This window comes from Streptomyces sp. NPDC050416, from assembly GCF_044458845.1.
In the GTDB taxonomy this organism is placed as follows: domain Bacteria; phylum Actinomycetota; class Actinomycetes; order Streptomycetales; family Streptomycetaceae; genus Streptomyces.
The window spans coordinates 159,795-181,029 of the sequence record NZ_JBITII010000015.1 but is presented as its reverse complement, the minus strand read 5'-3'; the positions used below and the strand labels follow the sequence as shown (position 1 = coordinate 181,029).

General features: G+C 69.1%; 16 protein-coding genes and 1 pseudogene. 2 read left to right on the top strand and 15 right to left on the bottom strand.

Annotation, left to right across the window (positions count from 1 at the left end; genetic code table 11):
• Window positions 1–4 precede the first annotated feature (4 nt).
• The 10 genes from ACIBL4_RS36185 to ACIBL4_RS36140 form a co-directional block, all read right to left on the bottom strand.
• Window positions 5–889 carry a carbohydrate ABC transporter permease gene (locus tag ACIBL4_RS36185; RefSeq protein WP_399416042.1) on the bottom strand — a complete coding sequence of 295 codons (885 nt, stop codon included), beginning with the start codon at window positions 887–889 and terminating at the stop codon, window positions 5–7.
• 51 nt (window positions 890–940) lie between these two features.
• On the bottom strand, window positions 941–2,239 hold the full coding sequence (locus tag ACIBL4_RS36180) for an ABC transporter substrate-binding protein (protein ID WP_399416041.1): 1,299 nt from the start codon (window positions 2,237–2,239) through the stop codon (window positions 941–943).
• Window positions 2,240–2,614: 375 nt separating this feature from the next.
• Window positions 2,615–3,613: a LacI family DNA-binding transcriptional regulator gene (locus ACIBL4_RS36175; RefSeq protein ID WP_399416040.1), complete on the bottom strand. Its 999-nt coding sequence runs from the start codon at window positions 3,611–3,613 to the stop codon at window positions 2,615–2,617.
• 378 nt (window positions 3,614–3,991) lie between these two features.
• Window positions 3,992–4,729, bottom strand: coding sequence for an HAD family hydrolase (locus ACIBL4_RS36170; protein WP_399416039.1), 738 nt, complete (start codon window positions 4,727–4,729; stop codon window positions 3,992–3,994).
• Entirely contained in the window at window positions 4,726–5,535 is an 810-nt protein-coding gene (locus tag ACIBL4_RS36165; protein WP_364909168.1) for a DeoR/GlpR family DNA-binding transcription regulator, read from the bottom strand. Before ACIBL4_RS36165 ends, ACIBL4_RS36170 begins: the two co-directional genes overlap by 4 nt.
• Window positions 5,536–5,702: 167 nt before the next feature.
• On the bottom strand, window positions 5,703–6,737 hold the full coding sequence (locus ACIBL4_RS36160) for a zinc-binding dehydrogenase (protein ID WP_399416038.1): 1,035 nt from the start codon (window positions 6,735–6,737) through the stop codon (window positions 5,703–5,705).
• A 26-nt stretch (window positions 6,738–6,763) separates the two neighbouring features.
• Window positions 6,764–7,771, bottom strand: a complete 1,008-nt coding sequence (locus ACIBL4_RS36155; RefSeq protein WP_399416037.1) for a zinc-dependent alcohol dehydrogenase family protein — start codon at window positions 7,769–7,771, stop codon at window positions 6,764–6,766.
• Window positions 7,768–8,652: a carbohydrate ABC transporter permease gene (locus ACIBL4_RS36150; RefSeq protein ID WP_399416036.1), complete on the bottom strand. Its 885-nt coding sequence runs from the start codon at window positions 8,650–8,652 to the stop codon at window positions 7,768–7,770. The genes ACIBL4_RS36155 and ACIBL4_RS36150 overlap by 4 nt, the downstream gene beginning before the upstream one ends.
• A complete protein-coding gene (locus ACIBL4_RS36145; protein ID WP_399416035.1) occupies window positions 8,649–9,611 on the bottom strand; it encodes a carbohydrate ABC transporter permease in 963 nt (320 codons plus the stop codon). The genes ACIBL4_RS36150 and ACIBL4_RS36145 overlap by 4 nt, the downstream gene beginning before the upstream one ends.
• 79 nt (window positions 9,612–9,690) lie before the next feature.
• Window positions 9,691–11,043: an ABC transporter substrate-binding protein gene (locus ACIBL4_RS36140; protein ID WP_399416034.1), complete on the bottom strand. Its 1,353-nt coding sequence runs from the start codon at window positions 11,041–11,043 to the stop codon at window positions 9,691–9,693.
• Window positions 11,044–11,367: 324 nt separating this feature from the next.
• Between ACIBL4_RS36140 and ACIBL4_RS36135 the strand changes: the two are divergent.
• A pseudogene (locus ACIBL4_RS36135) lies at window positions 11,368–12,293 on the top strand (carbohydrate kinase).
• Between the two features lie 58 nt (window positions 12,294–12,351).
• On the opposite strand, the gene ACIBL4_RS36130 reads toward ACIBL4_RS36135, so the two are convergent.
• The 5 genes from ACIBL4_RS36130 to ACIBL4_RS36110 all read right to left on the bottom strand — a co-directional run bounded on the left by ACIBL4_RS36130 (window position 12,352) and on the right by ACIBL4_RS36110 (window position 19,556).
• Entirely contained in the window at window positions 12,352–13,869 is a 1,518-nt protein-coding gene (locus tag ACIBL4_RS36130) for an FGGY-family carbohydrate kinase (protein WP_399416033.1), read from the bottom strand.
• 392 nt (window positions 13,870–14,261) lie between these two features.
• On the bottom strand, window positions 14,262–16,298 hold the full coding sequence (locus ACIBL4_RS36125; protein ID WP_399416032.1) for a beta-galactosidase: 2,037 nt from the start codon (window positions 16,296–16,298) through the stop codon (window positions 14,262–14,264).
• A gap of 44 nt (window positions 16,299–16,342) precedes the next feature.
• Window positions 16,343–17,230 carry a carbohydrate ABC transporter permease gene (locus ACIBL4_RS36120; RefSeq protein WP_399416031.1) on the bottom strand — a complete coding sequence of 296 codons (888 nt, stop codon included), beginning with the start codon at window positions 17,228–17,230 and terminating at the stop codon, window positions 16,343–16,345.
• Window positions 17,227–18,249 carry a carbohydrate ABC transporter permease gene (locus ACIBL4_RS36115; RefSeq protein ID WP_399416030.1) on the bottom strand — a complete coding sequence of 341 codons (1,023 nt, stop codon included), beginning with the start codon at window positions 18,247–18,249 and terminating at the stop codon, window positions 17,227–17,229. Before ACIBL4_RS36115 ends, ACIBL4_RS36120 begins: the two co-directional genes overlap by 4 nt.
• Entirely contained in the window at window positions 18,246–19,556 is a 1,311-nt protein-coding gene (locus tag ACIBL4_RS36110) for an ABC transporter substrate-binding protein (protein ID WP_399416029.1), read from the bottom strand. Before ACIBL4_RS36110 ends, ACIBL4_RS36115 begins: the two co-directional genes overlap by 4 nt.
• A 495-nt stretch (window positions 19,557–20,051) precedes the next feature.
• Here ACIBL4_RS36110 and ACIBL4_RS36105 point away from each other — a divergent pair, with 495 nt between their 5' ends.
• A complete protein-coding gene (locus tag ACIBL4_RS36105; RefSeq protein WP_399416028.1) occupies window positions 20,052–21,116 on the top strand; it encodes a LacI family DNA-binding transcriptional regulator in 1,065 nt (354 codons plus the stop codon).
• Window positions 21,117–21,235: the final 119 nt, after the last annotated feature.

The following is a 21,235-nucleotide window of genomic DNA, read 5'->3' as shown; positions in this document are numbered from 1 at the left end:
AGGTTCAGCCCTTGGTCAGGTCGCGGCGCGAGAAGCGGAAGACGATGAGCGTGACGCCGAGGCAGACGACGGTGAGCAGCGAGGCGATGGTGCTGCCGTAGCCGTAGTCGCCGTAGGAGAACGCGGTGCGGAACATGTAGAGGGTCAGCGGTGTCGTGTCGCTGCCCGGCCCGCCGTTGGTCAGGGCGAGGACCGAGTCGAACACCTTGAGCGTGCCGTTGATGCTGAAGACGACCGACGACAGCAGCACGGGCGCGGACAGCGGCAGGACGATGTGCCGGATCAGCCGCCATCCGGTGGCGCCGTCCATCCGCGCCGACTCCAGCGTCTCGTCGGGGATGTCGAGGAGCCCGGCGAAGATGAGGACGCCGTAGAAGCCCATGGAGCGCCACACGTCCATGACGACCAGGACGATGAAGGAGCCGCCCGCGCCGGCGAACCAGTCGCCGTGGTGGATGCCGAGCCCTTCGAGGGCGGCGTTGGCCAGGCCGTTCTGCGGCGCCACGGCGAAGAGCTTCTGGAACATCAGGGCCACGGCGACCGTCGGAAGGATCACCGGGAAGAACACCAGGGTACGGACGACCGCGGACGACTTGCGCAGGACGAACACGTAGAGCAGTGCGAGCAGGTACCCGCAGAGGACCTGCCCGGCGCTGACCGCGATCGCGTACTTGAAGGTGAACCACAGCGCCGAGTGCGCCTGCGGGTCGTGCCAGAGCTTGTCGAAGTTTCCGAGCCCCCCGAAGGTGAAGCCCTCGATGACGTTGCCCGTGAAGAAGGTGTAGCCGAGGGACCAGCCCATCGGTACCAGCATGACCAGGGTGTACACCAGCAGCGCCGGGCCCAGCAGGACGGCGATGGCACGGCGGTCTCCCAGAACGGAACGCATGTCGGCTCTCTCACGAAGGGGGTTGGCGCGGATCACGGTGGTGCGGACGGGTCAGCCGTTGTCGAGATCCGCTTGGATCTTCTGCATGAAGTCCTTGGCCGAGAGGGATCCGTTGACGAGCGGCGCGGCGTTCGTCTGGCTGGTCTCTGTTGCCTTCGTGTTGAAGAGCGCCTCGAACCACAGGGTGCTGGTCTTGGTCTTGGTGATGGTGTCCTGGACGGTCTGGGTGAGCGGAGGCAGTGTGCCGGTGTCGCCGCCCGGCTTGAACCCGGAGACCGTGCCCTGGTCCTTCAGCGAGGCGGCGCCGTAGTGATTGCTGATGCAGGAGAGCCAGTCGCCGACCTTGGCGTCATAGGACTTCGCGGAGACGGCGACCGGGAGACCGACGTTGGCCGGAATCTGGTCCGCGCTGCCCTTGCCGCCCGCGACGGTCGGGAACGGCATGAAGCCGACGTTGTCCGCACCGATCTTGTTCTTGGCCGGGTCGTTGAAGTCTCCGAGCGCCCAGCTGCCCATGTAGTACATCGCGGCCTTGCCGGTCAGGAACTGCTGCGACGCTGTGTCGTAGTCGATCGATCCGACGCCCTTGCCGAAGTAGCCCGCCTTGCCCAGGTCGGCGATGGCCTGTGCGGCCTTCACATAGGCGGGGTCCGTCAGCTTGGCTTTGCCGTCCGCCACCGCCTGCAGGGCGTCCGGGCCGAGTTCGCGGTAGATGTAGCCGCTGATCAGGCGGGTGAGGGGCCAGCCTTCCTTCCCGTCCGCGGAGAACGCGGTGACACCGGCGCCCTTCAGCTTCGCCGCCGCCGCGACCAACTGGCCGTACGTCGTCGGGACGGCTATGCCGTGGTCCGCGAAGAGCTTCTTGTTGTACCAGATGCCCTCGATGTTGAACTGGTAGGGCATCACGTTGAACTTGCCGTACAGGTTCTCGACGGTCTTGACGGCGGCCGGCTGGATGTTGTTCCAGACGCCGAGGTCCTTGAGCGTCTTCTCCAGGTCGAGGACCTGCCCGGCCTTGTCCAGGGTCTTGGTGAGCTGCGGTGTGCCGCCCGCCGCGAACTGCACCGGCAGGGCGTTCTGGCCGGCGAGAAGCTGCACCTTCTGGTCGACGTTGCCGATCGGCAGCGTCTGGATCTTCAGCGGCAGGGTCTTGTTCTGCGACGCGCACGAGCCCTTGCCCAAGGCGGTGAGCTCCTGCTGCACGATGTGGTTGTCGTCGTTGATGGTGAGGGTGAACGCCTTGACGTCGCTGCCCGAGGTGCTCCCGCCGCCGCAGGCGCTCAGCAGCAGGCTCGCGGTGGCAGCGGTCGCCGGCAGGGCGATACGGCGGGTTCGGAGGGTCTTGTGCACAGGTACTCCTCGGCGCGCAGTGCGTTGAAACGCTTCAATAGAGGGATGTCGGGAACCTATGACCCGTGTCTGCGCGTGTCAAGGATCTGTCCTGGATGTTTCCGAACCACATCCGTGGGGCGTCGGGGGCGCCCGGCCGACGGGGGCTGCCCCGAGCGCGAGGTGACGAACTGCCGGTCAGCCGGCAGGCTGCGGTGCGGCGGACGATCAGCATTGCGGACGAGTGCGCAGGTCAGGCGAAGTCCGCTGCCGTCCGACAGCGCTCTGAAGCGCGCGAGGTATCCCGCCCGGCCACGATGGTGTCGCCGAACCCGGCAGCACATGGCGGCAGCTTCAGCGGAGCGCTTGGCGCGGCCCGTCAGCGGAGGCGAACGATCAGTTCGGTGCGCTGGCGCGGACGATCAGCTCGGGCTCCAGCACGACGGTGGCATGACGGTGCCGACCGCCCGAAGCCACCTCGTCCATCAGCAGCCGGATCGCTTCCTGCCCCATCATCCGGCCAGGCATGTCCACCGCGGTCAGCGGCACCGCCGCGGTGCCGGCTGCCCGGTTGTTCTCACAGCCGACGACCGCGAGCCGGTCGGGCACGCGGATCCCCGCCACGGTGTGCAGCTCATGGATGATGGCGTTGGCCAGCTCATCGGTGACGGCGATCAGACCGTCCGGCAAATCGCCAGGGGCTCGCCGCGCGAGATCCTGTCCGACCACATGCCCGTGGGACGCGGTCAGGCCGACGCTGTCGATCTCCTCCAGGCTGATGCCGGGTCCCGCCTCCTCGACCGCCGCGCGCACCCCCCTGCGCCGGTCGCGGACAGGCTGGTAGTCGTCGTGCGCCACCACATAGGCCAGTCGTGTGCGACCGGTGTCGATGAGATGGCGGGCTGCCAGATATCCGACGTGCTCGTTGTTGACCAGCACAGAACAGCAGGTGCCCGGTCTGGGAGCGTAGTTGAGGAGCACGACATGGCGCCCGTGCGAACGGATGCGGGCGATGCCGGCCGAGGAGTCCTCCATCGGAGCCAGCAGCACGCCGGTGACCCGCGACTCGTCGAAGAGGTCCAGGTAGTCGTCCTGAAGCTTCATGTCGCACGCCGTGTTCGCGAGCAGCAGGTTCTGGCCGACCGCGCGGGCGGCGTCCTGCGCACCGTGCGCCATGTCGATGAACAGGGAGTTCTCGATGTCGGCGAGCACCATGCCGACGCTGTTGGTCGATCCCGACACCAGCGACCGGGCGGCGTCATTGCGTACGAAACCCAGTCGGCCGATGGCTTCGCGGACGCGCTGCGCCGTCGCCGGACTCACCTTCGACGGATGGTTGAGGACGTTGGAGACGGTGCCGACCGAGACGCCCGCGGCCTCAGCGACGTCCTGCATGCTCGGACCGGCATGCCCCTGTACTCGCGGACGGGCGGTTGCCACAGCGCTCCTCGACCTCCGGTCTCATTCAACCCCGGACCGCACGGCACTCACAGTGACCAGGCTGTCGCGGACAAGCCGCAGGATACATGACGCGCGTTGAAGCGTTCCAAATCTTTGCGTCCAGCCGGACACCAAGGGCGGATAGGACCATCGAAGAGCAGCAGGTCACATCGCGGCTCCGACGTCCTCCGGCGCGACCCACGGCGAGCGCCCGCCGACCGAAACGTGACGCCCCCCAGGGAGTGTGTGAGTCTCCTCCGCCGACTTGATTAAAACGCATCAATCGCCCGGTCCCAGGACATCGCGACCGCCCCCCTGCGGTTGCTGCGCAACTCAGACCACGAGCCGCTGCACATCCGTCAGGCCGCGCTCGCCGGTGCGGTGTTCCGCCGGCAGGATGTAGGTGCGCAGTCCGCAGGCGGCCGCGCCGCCGTCGCGGACCGGGTTGTCACCGACCATCAGGGTGGCGCGGGGGTCCACGCCGAGGCCGGCGCAGGCTTTGAGGAACAGCTGTGGGTCGGGCTTTTCCCGGCCCTGCTCGTAAGAGATCACGCAGGTGTCGATCAAGGCGTCCAGCCCGTGGTGGGCGAGATGGGAGCGCAGGTCCCAGGCGAAGTCGCTGACGATACCGACGCGCATTCCGCGCTGGTGCAGGGCACGCAGGACCGGTTCGGTGTCGGGATAGGGAACCCAGGCGTCCGGAGCGGTGAGCTCCCGGTAGGCCGCCTCCTCCGCGCCGCGCAGGAAGTCCACCTGCTCCCACCATCCCCACATGGCGCGGCGGTGCCGTTCCGAAGAGAGATCACGGCCTTCCTGGAGGGCTACGACGGAGGGCAGCCGGAAGGCGGCGCGCAACTGCTCGGAGATCTTGGCCACCGCGCCGGGCTCGTCCAGCACAGCAAGGCAGCCGGCGGCGGAGCCGACCCGACGCAGCCACGTCTCCAGGTCGATCATCTGGAAGATGGTGTTGCTGAAGTCGAACAGGACGGCCTGGACCGGGGGCACCGGCGCTGCCATCTCAGCGTCGCTGGGGCGGTAGGCGCTCGGAGTTTCGAACAGGGTGCGGGTCACAGGGAAGGCTCTTCGGGTTCGACCGTCTCGACGGGGACTCCGAGGTCGCGTATCGCCGCGAGTTCCGCGTCGGGGGTGGCGGTGTCGGTGATGACGGTGTGGTAGTCGGCCACGGTGCCGTACGCGTACGTGGCGGTCTTGCCGAACTTCGAGTGGTCCACCAGGAGCAGCGCCTGATCGGCGGAGGCAAGCATCGCCAGCTTCACCTCGACGTAGTCGTTCAGGGGGTGGAAGAGGCGTCCTTCCAGGACGGCGGTGGCGGACATCAGGGCGAGATCGGCCCGGATGTGGGACAGGGCGCGGGTGACGGTGGGGCCGGTGCAGGAGTTGAAGTCGCCGCGGTAGTGGCCGCCCAGCAGGGTGACGTTCACCGCGGGGGCGGCGGATCCGAGGCGCTGCGCGAGGCCGACCGAGTTGGTGACGACGTGCAGCTGATCCACCTCCGCCAGCGCCGGGACCAGGGGGAACAGGGTGGTCGAGTCCTCCATGAGCACGGTGCTGCCCGGTCCGATCCGGTCGGCGACGGCTGCGCAGAGCGCGTTCTTGGCCGCGAGGGCGCTGTTCTCCCGGAAACGGGTGGCCGTCTCCATGGTGAGCGCGGGGAACGCGACGGCCCGCCCGCGCTCCTTGCGCAGCAGATGCCGCCCGGCGAGGTCGTCCAGGTCCCGGTGCATCGTCATCAGACTGACGTCGAAGTGCCGGGCGAGGTCGTCGATGCGGGTCTCGCCATGGTCGGCGACGTACCGCAGCACGGCCTGGCGCCGCTCCTCGACGGCCGCCTGTGACAGTCGCGTACGGGCGGTCACGGCGCCCCTCCTTCCCGGTCGCTCCGGTGTCGCAGTTTCCCACACGGGCCGGTGCGGGGCGGGGTCCGTCCGGCTCGCGGCCCTCGGGCCGTCCGTGCGACGGCTGCTCCGTACGACGTGCGTGTCCGCGTCCATGTCTGCAATCCCTGTCTGCGTGGGGCCGTGAGCTACGGTCCGTCCACCGTGACCAGCACCTTGACCTGTTCGGGGTCGACGGATGCGGCGAAAGCCTTGGCGGCGTCCGCCAGCGGGTAGGTGGCGGTGACGATCTCGGCGGTGTCGACGGCGCCGGACGAGATCAGGGACATCGCGGTGCGGTAGTCGTCGCCGGTGTACATCAGCGTGCCCTCGATGCGGATCTCCCGGTCCTGGACCAGGTCGAGGCGGACCGGGGTGGTGCCGGCGGCGCCGACGCCGACGACGATGATCGTGCCGCCCTTGGTGACCAGGTCGGTGGCCTGGGCGATGGACTGTTCGCGCGCCACGCAGTCGAAGACCACGTCGGCCGGTCCGCCGAGCGCCGCATGGGCCTGGTCGGCGAGGTCGGCGGCGTCGGCGGGCAGGGCCGTGTCGGCTCCCAGACGCAGGGCGCGGTCCCTCTTGCCCGGCAGCAGGTCGGTGACGGCGATCCTCGCGGCACCGGCGTGCCGGGCGGCGGCGAGGACGAGCAGACCAATCGGCCCGGCTCCGAGCACGACGACCGTGCGTCCGGTGAGGTCACCTGCCTTCGCCACGGCGTGTACCGGGGTGGCCAGGGGTTCGACGAGGGCGGCCTCGATGTCGGTCATGCCGTCGGGAACGCGGTGGACGCGGTCGGCCGCGATGGTGAACAGGTCGGCCATGGCGCCGGGCGTCTGGCAGCCGAACACCTTCAACTCCTGGCAGATGTTGTAGCGGCCGGAGCGGCACTGGGGGCATCGGCCGCAGTACAGGTTGGGCTCGATGATCACCCGGTCTCCGGGCGTGAAGTCCTCGGCTCCTTTCCCTGCCGCGGCGACTACACCGACCGCCTCGTGGCCGGGGCGGTAGGGCAGGTCGATGAAGGGGTGGTGGCCGGCCGCCGCATGGGTGTCGGAGCCGCACACGCCGACGACGGTGGTACGCACCAGGAGTTCGTCGTCCCCGGGGACGGGGGCGGGCACCTCCTCGAGGGTGATGTCGTCGAGGGAGCGGACGAGAACGCGGCGGATCTGCTCGGTCATGTGGGGGTTCCGTTCGGTTCGGGCGTTCACGCGGTGGCGAGGCCGGGCTGGATCTGGATCTTGCGGCCGATGCCTGCCTGGAAGCGGGCGACTGCGTCCTGGAACGCCGCCAGCGGGAGGCGGTCACTGATGAAGACGCGCGGGTCGATGACACCGGTGGCGAAGAGGTCCGCGGCGCGTTCGAAGCTGTGCAGGACCGCCATAGAGCCGGTGATCGTGATCTCCTGGTTGTAGATCCTGTACGGCTCGATGGTGGCCCGGGCGGCGTAGTCGGCGACCCCGAACTGCAGGTACGTGCCGCCTTTTCCCACCCGGCCGAGGGCGTCCTGGATGGCTTTCGCGTTGCCGGTGGCGTCGACGACCAGATCCCATCCGTAGGGCGGCCGGTCGAGCTCGTCGGCGGACGCGGCACCGGCGGTGCAGCCCAGTTGCCATGCCGTGGCCAGGCGTTCGGCGTTGAGGTCGACGACGTCGACGCTCGCGGCACCGGTGGCTTTGGCGAGCTGGAGCATCATCAGGCCCATGGTTCCGGCGCCGTAGACGAGCACGCGGGAGGCGAGGCGGCTGCGCAGGACGTCGTAGCCGCGCACCGCGCAGGACAGCGGCTCGATCAGGGCCGCGTCCTGGGCGTCCACGTGGTCGGGCAGTCGTACGCAGTTGGCGGCGGGCGCCACGGCGTACTCGGCGGCGGCGCCCGGGTGGGTGACGCCGATGGCGGCCCAGCGTTCGCAGAGGTTGTTGTGGCCGAGGCGGCAGTAGTGGCACTCCAAGCAGTACAGCGACGGGTCCACGGCGACCTGGTCGCCGAGCGCGAGTTCGGTGACCTCGCTACCGAGGGCCACGACCTCCCCGGCGAACTCGTGGCCGGGGATGATGGGCAGTTTCGGGGCGAACTCCCCCTGGAGGATGTGCAGATCTGTGCCGCACAGCCCGGTGGCCGCGACCTCGACGACGACCTCGCGCGGGCCGGGAGCGGGGTCATCGACCGTGGCGATCTCGACGCTGCCGGGCTGGGTGATGACGGCTGCCTTCACTTGACGGCTCCCAGGGAGAGGCCGCGGACGAGCTTGTCCTGGGCGGCGAAACCGGCGATGAGGACGGGCAGCGAGACCAGGGTGGCCGCCGCGCACAGCCGGGCGAGGAACAGGCCCTCGTTGGTGATGAAGCCGACCAGGAACACCGGCGCGGTGGACGCCTGCGTTGCGGTGAGGTTCACGGCGAACATGAACTCGTTCCAGCTGAAGATGAAGCAGATCAGCGAGGTGGCGGCGAGTCCGGGCATGGCGACGGGTGCGACGACCCGCCACAGGACGGTGAGCAGGCCCGCGCCGTCGACCTCGGCCGCTTCCAGGATCTCCTTGGGGACCTCGGCGAGGAAGGAGCGCATCATCCACACCGCGATCGGCAGGTTCATGGCGGTGTAGAGGATGACCAGCGTCCACACGTTGTCCAGCATCCCGGCGTCCTTGACGATCAGGTACACCGGCAGCAGGGCGGCGATGGCCGGGAGGAACTTGGTGGACAGGAAGAAGAACATCACGTCGGTCCACTTCTCGACCGGCTTGATGGACAGGGCGTAGGCCGCCGGTACCGCCAGGGCGAGGACCAGGACCGTGGAAAGGATGCTGGCCATGGCCGAGTTGAGGAGGAAGGGGGTGATGTCCCGGCTGAAGAGGAGTTTGTACTGGTCGAAGGTGACGGCGGCGAAGGGGGTAGGCGGATTGGTGGCCGCGTCGGCCTCCTGGTGGAAGGAGGTGAGGACCATCCAGGCCACCGGCGCGAAGAACGCCAGGGTGGCGAGCCAGGCGACAAAGGTCCACAGGGGAGAGAGCCGGGGCTCACCGCCCCGGTCCTCCCTGCGGCGGAAGAGCTTTGTGAACTTCGCCCCGGGCGCGGCGACTGCTGCATGGGTCATCGGGATACCTCCTCGCGGAACAGCGACGCGATGGTGCGCAGCGCGAAGGTCGCGATCACGAACGCGCCGAGGACGACGACGACACCGGCGGCGGCTGCCTCGCCGTACTCGTACTTGCGGAACATGGTCAGGTAGATCTCGTAGGGCAGGTTGGTGGTCTGGGAACCGGGGCCGCCCTGGGTGATGGTGAAGACCGCGTCGAAGGTCTGCACGACGTAGATCGTGCCGAGCAGAACGCCCAGCTCGATGTACTGGCGCAGGTGCGGCAGCGTGATGTGGCGGAAGGTCTGCAGCGCGGAGGCGCCGTCCATGCGGGCCGCCTCCAGGACGTCACCGGGCTGCGCCTGCAGGCCGGCCAGGAGGATCAGCATCATGAACGGGGTCCACTGCCAGACCAGCGACACCACGACGGCGGGCATCGGGTAGGAGGAGATCCAGTCGACCGTGGGGCCGTTGTCCGCGCCGAACAACCGGTAGACGGCGTTGAGGGTGCCGTTGAGCAGTCCGTAGTCGGGGTTGTAGATGGCGTGCTTCCACAGCAGCGCCGCCGCGACCGGCATGACCAGGAACGGGGCGATGAGCAGCGTGCGCGCCAGCCCACGGCCGGCGAAGCGGCGGTCGAGGAGCATCGCCAGACCGAGTCCGAGGATCACACTGATGATCACCACCGACGCGGTGAGCACGACGGTGTTGAGCACGGCCGTGCGCAGCCGCTCGTCGGTGAAGACGAACGAGAAGTTGGACAGACCGACGAAGTGCCGGTCGCCCGGCTTGAGGATGTTCCACTGGAACGTGGAGATGATCAACGTGGCCACGAAAGGCAGCTGCGTGACGACAATGGTGAAAATCAGCGCGGGCAGCAGCGGGATGCGGCGCTTCCACTTGGCCGCCGCGCCCGAGGACTTCCGGGGACGGACGGGCGGGGGTGCTGTCTTGGGGGGTGCGGTGAGCGTGGTCATGAATGGTTCCTCTGCCGGTGAAGGCCGGGGGCGGGGAAGCTGCGCCCGGCCGACGCCGAGGCCGGCCGGGCACTGAAGGTCACTTCTGGTAGTTCTTGGCGACTTCCTCGGCCAGCTTCTGGCCGTCGTCGAGCGCCTTGTCCACGCTGGTCTTGCCGGCGATGGCGGCGGAGATCTCCTGGGTGACCTTGGTGCCCAGGTCCTGGAACTCGGGGATGGCCACGTACTGGATGCCCACGGTCGGCCTCGGCTGGACACCGGGGTTGGCCGGGTCGGCCTGCTCGATGGACTTCAGGGTGATGTCACCGAACGAACCGGCGGCCTTCTTGTACTGCGGGATGTCGTAGGTGCTGGCCCGCTTGCCGGCCGGGACGCGCGCCCAGCCGAGCTTCTCGCCGACGAGGTTCTCGTACTTCTTGCTGGAGGCCCACAGCATGAACTTCGAGGCGGCGTCGGCGTTCTTCGTGGTCTTGGGCATGGCCCACGACCAGGCCCACAGCCAGCCGCTGCTGTCCGTCTTGACGGTCGGTGCGTAGGCGTAGCCGACGTTGCCGGCAATCTTGCTGGAGGCGGGGTCCTCCAGCGACCCGGCCGCGCTGGTCGCGTCGTACCACATCGCGACCTTCTTCTGGCTCAGCGCGTTCAGGCACTCGGTGAACCCGGCCTGCGGGGCGCCGGCCTCACCGTGCTTGCGGACCAGGTCGACGTAGAACTTCGTGGCCTCCTTGAAGCCGCCGGTGTTGACCTGCGCCTTCCAGTCCTTGGTGAACCAGGTGCCGCCGAAGGTGTTGACCATGGACGTCAGCGGCGCACCCAGCTCGCCCCAGCCGGCCAGGCCGCGCAGGCAGATGCCCTTCATGCCGGGCTCGGCGCCGTCGACCTTGGCCGCGATGTCGGCGATCTGCTGCCAGGTCGGCCGTTCGGGCACCGTGATGCCCTTCGCCTTCATGACGTCCTTGTTGTACATGAGCATGGAGGACTCGCCGTAGAACGGCAGGGCGTAGAGCTTGCCGTCCGAGCCGGTGAGCGACTGGACCATCGGCTTGAGCAGGTCGGCCTTGTCGAAGCCCTTGTCCTTGTCGGCGTACGAGCCCAGGTCGTGCAGCCAGCCGTTCTTCTCCCAGATGGGCACCTCGTAGGCGCCGATGGTGGCGACGTCGTACTGGCCGGCCTGGGTGGCGATGTCCTGGGTGACCTTGTCGCGCAGTTCGTTCTCGGGGAGGACCGTGAAGTTGACCTTGATCCCGGTGTCCTTGGTGAAGTTGTCCTTGGTCAGCTTCGCGATGTCCTCCATCTGCGGGTTGCCGACCATCAGGACGTTGATGCTCTTCCCTCCACCCGAGGCCCCGCCGGCGCCGGCTCCGGAACAGGCTGTGGCGAGCAGGGCGGTGGCGGCGGCGCCGGCTATGAGGGCGTATCTGGTCGATGCCATGTGACGGGGGGAACCTCTCGTGCGGGTTCGCCGGGACCTCGACTGAGGCGCGGCGGGTCGAGCAGGGGGTGTGGATGCGTCCTTGGGGAGTCGGGCGCGTTTCGATGGCCGAATTATTAGCAGGAGACTGCGCCGTTGTTAACACATCTTGCGAGAAATTCTCTTCAGACTTATCGTCAAGCGGTCTCTGAGGGCTACGAGACTCCACCGAACAGCCCAGCCCCCAGCCCTCGACCTCGCCGCCGCCGTCCCCGAGGAACCCACACGAGCACCAGACCGGAACCCGCAGACCAGCCTGCCGTCGTCGTTGCCGGAGACGCGCTGGTGGACCTCACCACCGCCCGCACGGCCGACGGTGCCGCGGCGTTCCAGCCACGCCCGGGCGGCTCGTGCCTCAACGTCGCCGCCGGTCTCGGCCGACTCCGAGTCCCCACGGCACTGCTCGCGCGCATCTCCGACGACCACTTCGGCGATCTCCTGCGCGCGCACCTCGCGGCCTCCGGCACACGGCTCACCCATGCGCTGCCTGCCTCCGACCCCACCACTCTCGCCGCCGTGCATCTGCGCGAGGACGGGTCGGCCGCCTACTCCTTCCACGCGAACGGCAGCGCCGACCGCGGCCTGCGCCCTGAACACCTCGCCGCTCTCCCCGACGGCGGCACGCTGCCCGCGGGGACGGCCCTGCACCTCGGGTCGCTGGGTCTGCTGCTCGAACCCCTGGCCTCCACGCTCGACGGACTGATTCGCCGGGAGGCGGGCCGGCGGCTGGTGTCCCTCGACCCGAACGTGCGGCCGGGCCTGGTCACCGACCGCGCCGCCTATCTCCGGCGGTTCGCCGAGTGGGTGGCGCTCGCCGACATGGTGAAGGCGAGCGACGAGGACCTGGCCTGGCTCCACCTCGGTGAGTCGTACGAGGGGGTGGCCGAACGCTGGCTCGCGTCCGGGGCAGGACTCGTCCTGATCACGTTCGGCTCCCGGGGCGCCTGGGCCGCCGGCCGCTACGCCCGTGTCTATGCGCCGGCCCGGCGGTCCGGGCAGTCGACACTGTCGGAACGGGCGATGCCTTCACCGCCGGAGTGCTCGCCCATCCGCACCGCACCGGCCGACTCAGCCGCGAAGGCGTCGACCACCTTGGCGCCGGCGAGCTTGCCCGGCTGCTGTCGTACGCCGTGGAGATCGCTGCCGACACCTGCACCCGCGCCGGTGCCCAGCCGCCGTACCGCTACGACGGCGTGACGACCCCCGTGTAGCGGCAGTGGCCATGCCTGGATGCCCGTCGCTCCCTCATGTCGCCGGCTCGCCCGGCGCTCACTCCGGAGCCTCGCGCGCGTCCAGGCGAGCCCAGACCGGTCCGAGAGCCTCCAACGCCTCTCGGTACACCGCATACGCCTCGTCGAGTACGGCGACCCGGTCAGGGCGGGGTTCGTGGCGCCTGAGTACGTGGGGGGTGGCGCGCGGGTCCGTCACGTCGTCGAGCAGTCCGACGGCTGTGGCGGCGAGCAGCGCCGCTCCCCGGGCAGCACTCTCCTGGACGTCGGTCACCACGACCGGCCGCCGTAGGGCGTCGGCGAACATCTGGCTCCATACCGCACTGTGTGCGGCCCCGCCGGTCAGCCGGGCCGCAGCCCCGGTGATCGGCAGCTTCGAGCGGAGCGCGTCGACATGCCAGCGGTGGTTGAGGACCACGCCTTCCATCAGGGCCCGCAGCAGGTGGCCGCGGCCGTGCCAGCCGCGCAGTCCGAGGAACGTCCCGGACGCGGGATGCGGGTGCGGGGAGCCGTAGACGAACGGGTGGAACAGCACCTCCGACGGACCGTCCAGGCATGCCTCGACCTCGCGGCCGATCGCCTCATGGACGCCGTACCGCTGGTCGGTCGGTGCACCGGTGACCCGCAGGAACCATTCCAGGTTCGCCACCGACGCGGGTGAGGTGGACATGGTCATCCACTGGCCCGGGCGGACGAAGTGACGGACCTGCCAGCGCGGATCGACGACCGGGCGCTCGCTGACCACCTGGTTGATGCTGAACGACCCGGCGATCAGGCACAGTTCGCCCGGCGTCGTGCCGCCGATCCCGAGCGCGGCGGCATCGACGTCATGGGCACCCGTGACAACGGGCGTGCCGGCGGTGAGCCCGGTGAGCGCCGCGGCCTCACGGGTGACGGTTCCGCTCACCGCGTCGCAGGGCAGCACGGGCGGCAGCAGGCGGGCGAGCGCGCCGAGGCCGTACAGGTCGAGCAGCTCTGGCGAGTATCCGCCGCGGCGCATGTCGGTGAACGAGGCACTGGCGTCCGTGGGATCGGTGGCCACCGCGCCTGTCAGTCTCAGGCGCAGCCAGTCCTTGCAGGACAGAAGCCACCGGGCCTGCCGAAGCACTCCCGCCTCGTGGCGGGCGAGCCAGGCCAGCAGGGCGGCCGGGGAACCAGCGAACGGCACCGTGCCCGACATCTCCAGGGCGCGCGACCAGACCGGAGTGCCCCGCCACTCCACCAGCATTGGTTCGGCGCGCGTGTCCATCGCCACGATCCCGGCGCGCACCGGCCGGGCGAACTCGTCGACGGCGTACAGGCCGTCGCCGTGCCCGGCCAGTCCCACCGCGGCGACGGCTCGCCCCGCGTCCGGTCCCACCTCGGCGAGACAGGCGGCGATGGCCTGGAACGCGGTCCGCCACACCTCGCCCATATCCCTCTCCACCCAATGAGGTCTAGGGGTCTTCAGGGGCACTGTGCCGCTGCCGCGCGCCACCGCTCGGCCGGTGGCGTCGAACAACACGGCCTTGGTCACGGTATGGCCCGCGTCGACACCGAGCACCAGTTCACGTGCCACAGCTCACACCCGCCCCAGGCCGCAGGCAGTGTCCATCGCGGCGCACCGGCCGGTCGCCACGAGTCCGGCGACGAGCCGCGCCGAAGGCAGCATCCCGGTCGCGCCGGAGCCCTTTGGCTGCCACTCAGTCAACGCCGCGCCCCGGTCCGAAACGGGCCGCACACTCTGCCACGGCGTCGACGTACCCGGCGGGGACCATCGACCACCGATGACCGGAACGCACACCGGGGTCTCCTCCCGTGCCGAAGCCACCATCCACCGGGCCGATCGTCCCACGTAGCCGGTCGACGCGCCCTGACCGTCATCTGAGCGATCTCCGGCCGCTCTGCTTCGCCGTGGTCGACGGCGAGGGCCCACAGAAGGTAGATGATCGGTCGTCCTGAGGGGCAGTGTCAGTCACCAGTCGGTCCGGTCAGCGCCTCGCGGACGACAGCGACGCCTCCCGCGGGGAGACTGACCAAGCCCACGACCGGTTTGCCGGTGAGGAGTTCGACCCCGTCGGCGGGGATTTCAGCGCCTTGGCCGGCGTGGTCGATGAAGAAGAGGTAGTCGGCGTCGGTGCCCCGCCGCCGGACCACCTCGACGCCCGCCGGCACCTCACGCTCCGGACGCACGCCCGCCTCCTGGCGGATACGCTCCAGGACGGCGGCCAGGCTGGTGGGGTCCGGGTGGGTGGCGACGTACCAGGCGGTTCCGCTGCCGTACGCGTGGCGGGTGACGGCCGGGACGCCGGCCAACGGTCCGTCCGTGTACGCGGCGACGGCCTCGGCCCCGGTGAGCCGGATGCGTTCGGTCCAGAGGTCGGCGGTCGCGTCCTGCGGGACCTGCCCGGCCAGACCGACCGACTGTCCCGGCAGCAGGGGGAACGGCTCGTCGCCGTGCACCCCGAGGAGCTCCCGGAAGGCGCCCGGGTAACCGCCCAGGCGTACGTGACAGTTCTCGTCCACCGCGCCGCTGTGGAAGCCCACGGCCAGGGTGCCGCCGCCCTCGACGAACGCCGCCAGGCCGGCCGCGCCCGCGTCGTCGACCAGGTACAGACTGGGGGCGAGTACGAGCTGGTAGCGGTCGAGGTCCGGGGCGTCGGGGCGGACGAAGTCGACCGCCACTCCGGCCTTCCACAGCGGTGCGTACCAGTCCCTCACCAGGTCCTGGAAGCGGAGTTCGGCGCTGGGCTGGGAGGGTTGTTCCATGGCCCAGCGGGCGTTCCAGTCCCAGACCATGGCGACGCGGGCGGGGCTGGTGCTGCCGCAGACCTCCGCCAACGCTCCCAGGTCCGCGCCGAGTTGGACGACGTCCTGCCAGATCCGGCTGTCGGTGCCCGCGTGCGGGAGCATCGCCGAGTGCCATTGCTCGGCGCCCGCCTTAGCGGCCCGCCACTGGAAGTAGGCGATGCCGTCGGCGCCGTGCGCGACGTGGGCGAGTGCGTTGCGGCGCATCTCGCCGGGGCCCTTGGCCCGGTTGACGGGCTGCCAGTTGATGGCTCCGGTGGAGTGTTCCATCAGCAGCCAGGGCCGCCCGCCGGTCAGGGAGCGGACCAGGTCGCCGCAGAGCGCGATGTCGATCTCCGACTCCGGGTCGGTGGAGAGCAGGTAGTGGTCGTTGGAGACGATGTCCAGCTCGGGGGCCCAGCGCCAGTAGTCGAGCGCGTCGAAGTTGTGCATCACCATGAAGTTGGTGGTGGCGGGGAGGTCCGGGGCGGCGCGGCGGAGCACGTCACGTTCGGCGGTGAACAGCGACAGCAGTTCGTCCGAGCAGAAGCGGCGCCAGTCCAGCTGGTGGGTGGGGTTGGGGTCGGCACCGGTGGCGCGGGGCGGGATGATCTCCTCCCAGTCGTAGTACCACTGGCTCCAGAAGGTGGTGCCCCAGGCGTGGTTGAGCGCGTCCAGGTCGTTGCCGTACTTCTCCTTCAGCCAGGTACGGAAGGCGGCGGCGCTGGTGTCGCAATAACAGGCGGCGTTGTGGCAGCCGTACTCGTTGTGGACGTGCCACATCGCCACGGCAGGGTGGTCGGCGTACCGTTCGGCCAGTGCGCCCGCGATGCGCAGCGCCGCGGTGCGGTAGGCGGGGCTGGACGGGCAGAACGTCTGGCGGCTGCCGTACGACAGCGTGCGGCCGTCGCGGGCGACCGGCAGTGCCTCGGGGTGGGCCTTGAAGAACCAGGCGGGCGGGGCGGCGGTGGGGGTGGCGAGGTCGGCGGCGATGCCGTTCTCGTGGAGGAGGTCGAGGATCTTGTCCATGCGGGCGAAGTCGTAGACGCCCTCGGACGGCTCCAGCAGGGCCCAGGAGAAGATGCCGACGCTGACCATGGTCACCCCGGCCTCGCGCATCAGGGCCATGTCCTCGGCCCACACCTCCTCGGGCCACTGTTCGGGGTTGTAGTCGCCGCCGTAGGCGATGCCGGGCAGGCGGAGACGGCGTTCGGTGGTCACTGGTGGTGCTCCGGGGGCTGTGGGGAACGGGTGGGAGGCGTGCTTCAGCCCTTGTTGGCGCCCAGGGTCAGGCCGCTGACGAACTGGCGCTGGAGCACGAAGTAGACGATCAGGGTGGGGATCGCGGTGAGCAGGGCTCCGGCCGCGACCAGGTTGGGGTCGGTGAAGTACTGGCCGGAGAGGTTGTTCAGCGCCGAGGTGATCGGCATGTTCTCGCCGGTGGAGATCAGGACGATGGCCCAGAAGAAGTCGTTGTAGATCCAGATGGACAGCAGCGTCGCCAGGGCGGCCATCGCGGGCTTGCACAGCGGCAGCACGACCTGCCAGTACAGACGCCACACGGAGGCGCCGTCGACCAGGGCGGCCTCGGTCAGTTCGTGCGGCAGCGAGCGCATGTAGTTGCTCAGCACGAACGCGCAGAAGCCGGACTGGAACGCCACGTGGATGAGCACCAGGCCGAGCGCGGAGTCGTAGAGCTTGCCGGACATGGTGATGCCGGGCAGGTCGATCAGCAGATACAGGCGGTACAGGGGGGTGATGATGACCTGCTGGGGCAGCAGGTTGCCGGCCGTGAAGACCAGCAGCAGGAACAGGTTGAGGCGGAAGTCGAAGCGGCTGACGTAGAAGGCGACCATCGACGACAGCAGCAGTGTCAGCAGCACGGCCGGCACAGCGACGATCAGGGTGTTGCCGAAGTAGTGCAGCATGTCCGACTGCTGGAAGGCGTTCGTGAAGTTGTCGAAGCTCAGCTTGTCGGGCCAGGAGACATAGCCCTTGGTGCTGGTCTCCGAGTAGGGCCGCATCGCCGCGAGCAGCGCCCACAGCAGGGGCGCCAGCCAGGCCAGCGCCGTGACGGCGAGGAAGGTGTGCAGCAGGATCCGGGCGGGGCGGATGGGGGTGCGCTGCTTGTGAGCGCCGGCGACGGTGCTCATGCGCGCCGCTCCTTCCGGAAGGTGGCGATCAGGTACGGGATGATCACCGCGAGCGAGATCACCAGGAGGACGACGGCGATGGCGGAGCCGTATCCGATCCGGCTGGACTCGCCGATGATGTTGTTGGTCACCAGGATCGACAGCAGTTCGGTGCCCTGGGCGCCCTTGTTGAAGACGAAGACCAGGTCGAAGGCGCGCAGGGCCTCGATGATCGTGACGACCAGGACGACGGTGTTGGTGGGCCGCAGGGTCGGGAAGACGACGTTCTTGAACGTCTGCCACTCGTTGGCGCCGTCCAGCGAGGACGCTTCCCGCAGGGCGGGGTCGACGCCCTTCAGGCCGGCCAGGTAGAGGATCATCATGTAGCCGGCGTGCCGCCAGGACGCGGCGACCAGGACGGCCCAGAGGTTGAGGTCCGGGTCACCGATCCAGTCGATGTAGTGGCCGGGCTTGTTGGCTCCGATGAGACTGTTGATCAGGCCGGTGTCGGGGTTGTAGACGAGCTGCCAGACGAACCCGGTGACCGCCAGCGACACCACCACCGGCAGGAAGAACGCGGTCTGGTAGACGCGGCTGAAGCGGATCCTCTTGTCCAGCTGCACGGCCAGGAACAGGCCGAAGGGCGTGGGCAGCAGGATGAGCACGACGAACCAGATGACGTTGTGCTCGACGGCGGGCCAGAACTGCGGGTTGCTGGTGAACAGTTCACGGAAATTCTGAAGTCCGACCCACTTGATGGAGTCGAAGCCGATGCCGTCCCAGGTGGTGAAGGCCAGCGCGATCGAGGCCAGCGCCGTCAGCCAGACGAGCAGGACGTGCAGGATCGTCGGCACCCCGGCCATCACGCCGAGCGTGATGCGGTCCCGCCGGGTGAGCAGCCGCCGGTGGCCCAAGGGCGCCCGTAGCCGCTCGGCCTGATCCGTGGTCACATTCTTCGGGTTGCCCGGGGGCGGCACTGCGGCCGTCCCCGGGGTGCTGGTGGTGCCGGTCCCGGTACCGGTGTTCGTTGTGGCGGTCATGCGGACGCGAAGATCGTCTTCTTCTGGCGCTCGATCGACGCCAGCAGGCTGTCGACCCCCTTGGGGTCGCGGACGAACTTCTGCAGGGCCGGCTGCATCACCGTGGAGGTGAAGTCCGGCCGGCTGTCGCGGTCCATGAACTGGGTGAGGTGCTTGGCCCCGGAGATCGTCGCGTACGCCTTCTTCTGCAGCGCCGTGTACGAGGAGGTGTCGGCCTTGTCGGAGGCTGCGACCAGGCTCGGGTCGGACTTCAGGTAGATCTGCTCGGCCTCCGGCGTGCCCAGGAACTCCAGGAGCTTGCGCGCGCCGGCCTTGTTCTTCGGGGCCTTGGAGAGCATGAAGCCGTCGGTGGGGGCCTCGACGGTGTCCTGCCCGTATGCGGAGTTGATCTCCGGGAAGGGGAAGAAGTCGAGGTCGTCGAGGTCGGCCTGGTTGGTGAACTGCTGGGCCACGAAGCTGCCGAACAGGTACATGCCCGCCTTCTTCGATATCAGCGTCTGGGCCGCGTCCTGCCAGGTGCGGCCGACGGCGCCCTCCTGGTGGTAGGGGAGGATCTCCGCCCAGTGGTCGAAGGCGGTGCGGACCTTGGCATCCGTCCAGGACGCCTTGCCGGCCATCAGTTCGACGTGGAAGTCGTAGCCGTTGGTGCGGAAGTTGATCTGGTCGAAGGTGCCGAGCGCGGGCCAGGCGTCCTTGTCGCCGAAGGCGAAGGGGACCAGGCCGTTCTTCCTCATCTGCTTGCACAGGGCGACGAGTTGGTCCCACGTGGTGGGGACCTCGTAGCCGTGCTGCCGGAAGACGCTCTTGCGGTAGAAGACACCCCACAGGGACGTGGAGATCGGCACGAAGTAGTACTTGCCGTCCGCGCCCTTGCTGAGCGCCTTCATCGCCTCGGGGAAGTTGCCGCCGATCTTCTGCCACACGTCGTCGATCGGCGTGGCCAGCTTCTTCGAGGCGAAGAACTGCATGCGGTAGCCGGCGAACCAGTTGAACACGTCGTCCGGGGTGCCCTGCAGGTAGGAGTTGATCTGCTCCTGGAACGTGTTGTGGTCCTTGGTGTTCACGTCGACCGTGATCCCCGACTGCTTCGTGAACGCCGCGAAGATCTCGGCGAACGCCTTCTTCGGCACCGCGTCCGACGCGTTCGACCCGAGGCTGACGGTCTTCGGGTCGGCGGCCGTACCGCTGCCGCCGCAGGCGCTGAGCAGAGGTATGGCGGCACCGAGGGCGGCTGCCCCACCAATACCACGCAGGACGGTGCGGCGACTGGCAGCAGGCATGGGCCGGCCGAGGGAGGAAGAGTGCATTTCGGCTCCTGACAGGGCGGCCGTGCTCAGGCGGCACGTCGGCCCGCGGGGTGTGACGGGGAAAGCGGTCGTTCAGGCGACCAATACTCAACACGATCGAACAAATCCGACCGGCGGTTGCGAGGAAGACTGAACGTTCCGGGGAGTCGCTGTCAAGCCCCTTCGACCTGAGCGCAGGACCGGCGGTGCATGTCGAGAAGTCTGACGGTTCACCCCCGGACGGGAACGGCGACCTCTTTCCGTGAGCGGACGAGCGAGTGGGCTTATGCTGTCTGACCAGCAGATATGTGCGGCCCTGGTGACCCCACGCAATGGCTGCGCAGCCCGTCGCCGACCGGCCGCCCTCCATCCGATCCGCTGCCGTCCATCGAAAATCGATACTGCGGGGACCCTTGACGTACACCTGTCGGCTACGTAGACATGACCACGCGGTCAGACCGCGTGGTCATACACTTGACCTCATTCGATGCGGACGCACGGCCGTCGGGAGACTTCATGGGAGCAGTGGTGGGGCAGAGCGAGGGCTCCCCCGTGCCGCGCAGCGCGGACGTGGCCCGCCTGGCCGGGGTGTCGCGCAAGACGGTGTCCCGGGTCCTCAACAACGAGCCGTATGTCTCCGAAGACGCCCGCACACGGGTCCTCGCAGCCGCTGAGGAACTCGGCTACCGGCTGAACCAGGCGGCCAGGACACTGGTCTCCGGGCGCACCGGCTCCCTCGGCGTGGTCGCCCTGGGCACCGCCGGGTACGGGACCGCTTCACTGCTCGTGCACATCGAGCGGGCCGTGCGCGACGAGGGCTACGCGCTCCGTGTGGTCAACACACCGGACGGCGACCCGGCGGGTATCGCCGGCGCCGTGGAGTCGCTGCTCGAACAGGGGGTGGACGGCGTCATCGTCTCCGAACCCATCGTGGAGGGAGACGTCAGCGTCCGCGTCGACGTGCCGGTGCTCTTCCTGGGGGCACCGCCCGCATTCAACGCCACCCGCACCGTGACCATGGGTGTGGGCGCCCACGAACTGGCCCGGGCTGCCACCGAACATCTGCTGGACCTGGGGCACGCGACCGTTCATCATCTGGCCGGTCCGCGGCGCTGGTACGCCACCAAAGACCGCATCGAAGGATGGCGGGCAGCGCTGGCGGCGCGGGGCGCACACGAGCCGCCGCTGCTCAACGGTGACTGGTCGGCCGCCTCCGGCCATGCCGTGGGCGAGGCGCTGGCCTCGGACCGTTCCGTGACCGCTGTCTTCGCGGCGGGCGACGAGATGGCCATCGGCCTCATCCACGCCCTGCGGGAGGCCGGGCGTCGCGTGCCACAGGACATCAGTGTCGTCGGCTTCGACGGCAACCCGGTCTTCGCCTACGTCTCTCCTCCCCTGACCACCGTGCGCCAGCCCTTCGAGGCCGCGGCACGGGAGGGCATCCGCCTTCTCGTGCACGCGATCGAGAAGCCCCACACCGACCTGCCGCAGGCGAGCGACCCACCGGTCGAACTCATCGTCCGCGGCTCGACCGCGCCCCCGCCGCCCCACCCCGTCACAGCGGGCCGGCGCACCACCTGACAGCATCCCGGCGGCCCGCAGGGAGCACACCCGCACGCCGGCCACCGCTGAGCCACTCGCACCGGTTGTCCCACGCAGAGGCCGACCGGCCCGACCGCCGCGCCGTCGCGACGCCGTCG

What these genes read in the sequence shown, in the direction of transcription:
- ACIBL4_RS36110 (WP_399416029.1), bottom strand. Translation starts at nt 19,556, where the DNA reads ATGCACTCTTCCTCCCTCGGCCGGCCCATGCCTGCTGCCAGTCGCCGC.
- ACIBL4_RS36115 (WP_399416030.1), bottom strand. Translation starts at nt 18,249, where the DNA reads ATGACCGCCACAACGAACACCGGTACCGGGACCGGCACCACCAGCACC.
- ACIBL4_RS36160 (WP_399416038.1), bottom strand. Translation starts at nt 6,737, where the DNA reads ATGACCGAGCAGATCCGCCGCGTTCTCGTCCGCTCCCTCGACGACATC.
- ACIBL4_RS36140 (WP_399416034.1), bottom strand. Translation starts at nt 11,043, where the DNA reads ATGGCATCGACCAGATACGCCCTCATAGCCGGCGCCGCCGCCACCGCC.
- ACIBL4_RS36120 (WP_399416031.1), bottom strand. Translation starts at nt 17,230, where the DNA reads ATGAGCACCGTCGCCGGCGCTCACAAGCAGCGCACCCCCATCCGCCCC.
- ACIBL4_RS36105 (WP_399416028.1), top strand. Translation starts at nt 20,052, where the DNA reads ATGGGAGCAGTGGTGGGGCAGAGCGAGGGCTCCCCCGTGCCGCGCAGC.
- ACIBL4_RS36145 (WP_399416035.1), bottom strand. Translation starts at nt 9,611, where the DNA reads ATGACCACGCTCACCGCACCCCCCAAGACAGCACCCCCGCCCGTCCGT.
- ACIBL4_RS36175 (WP_399416040.1), bottom strand. Translation starts at nt 3,613, where the DNA reads ATGCAGGACGTCGCTGAGGCCGCGGGCGTCTCGGTCGGCACCGTCTCC.
- ACIBL4_RS36185 (WP_399416042.1), bottom strand. Translation starts at nt 889, where the DNA reads ATGCGTTCCGTTCTGGGAGACCGCCGTGCCATCGCCGTCCTGCTGGGC.
- ACIBL4_RS36150 (WP_399416036.1), bottom strand. Translation starts at nt 8,652, where the DNA reads ATGACCCATGCAGCAGTCGCCGCGCCCGGGGCGAAGTTCACAAAGCTC.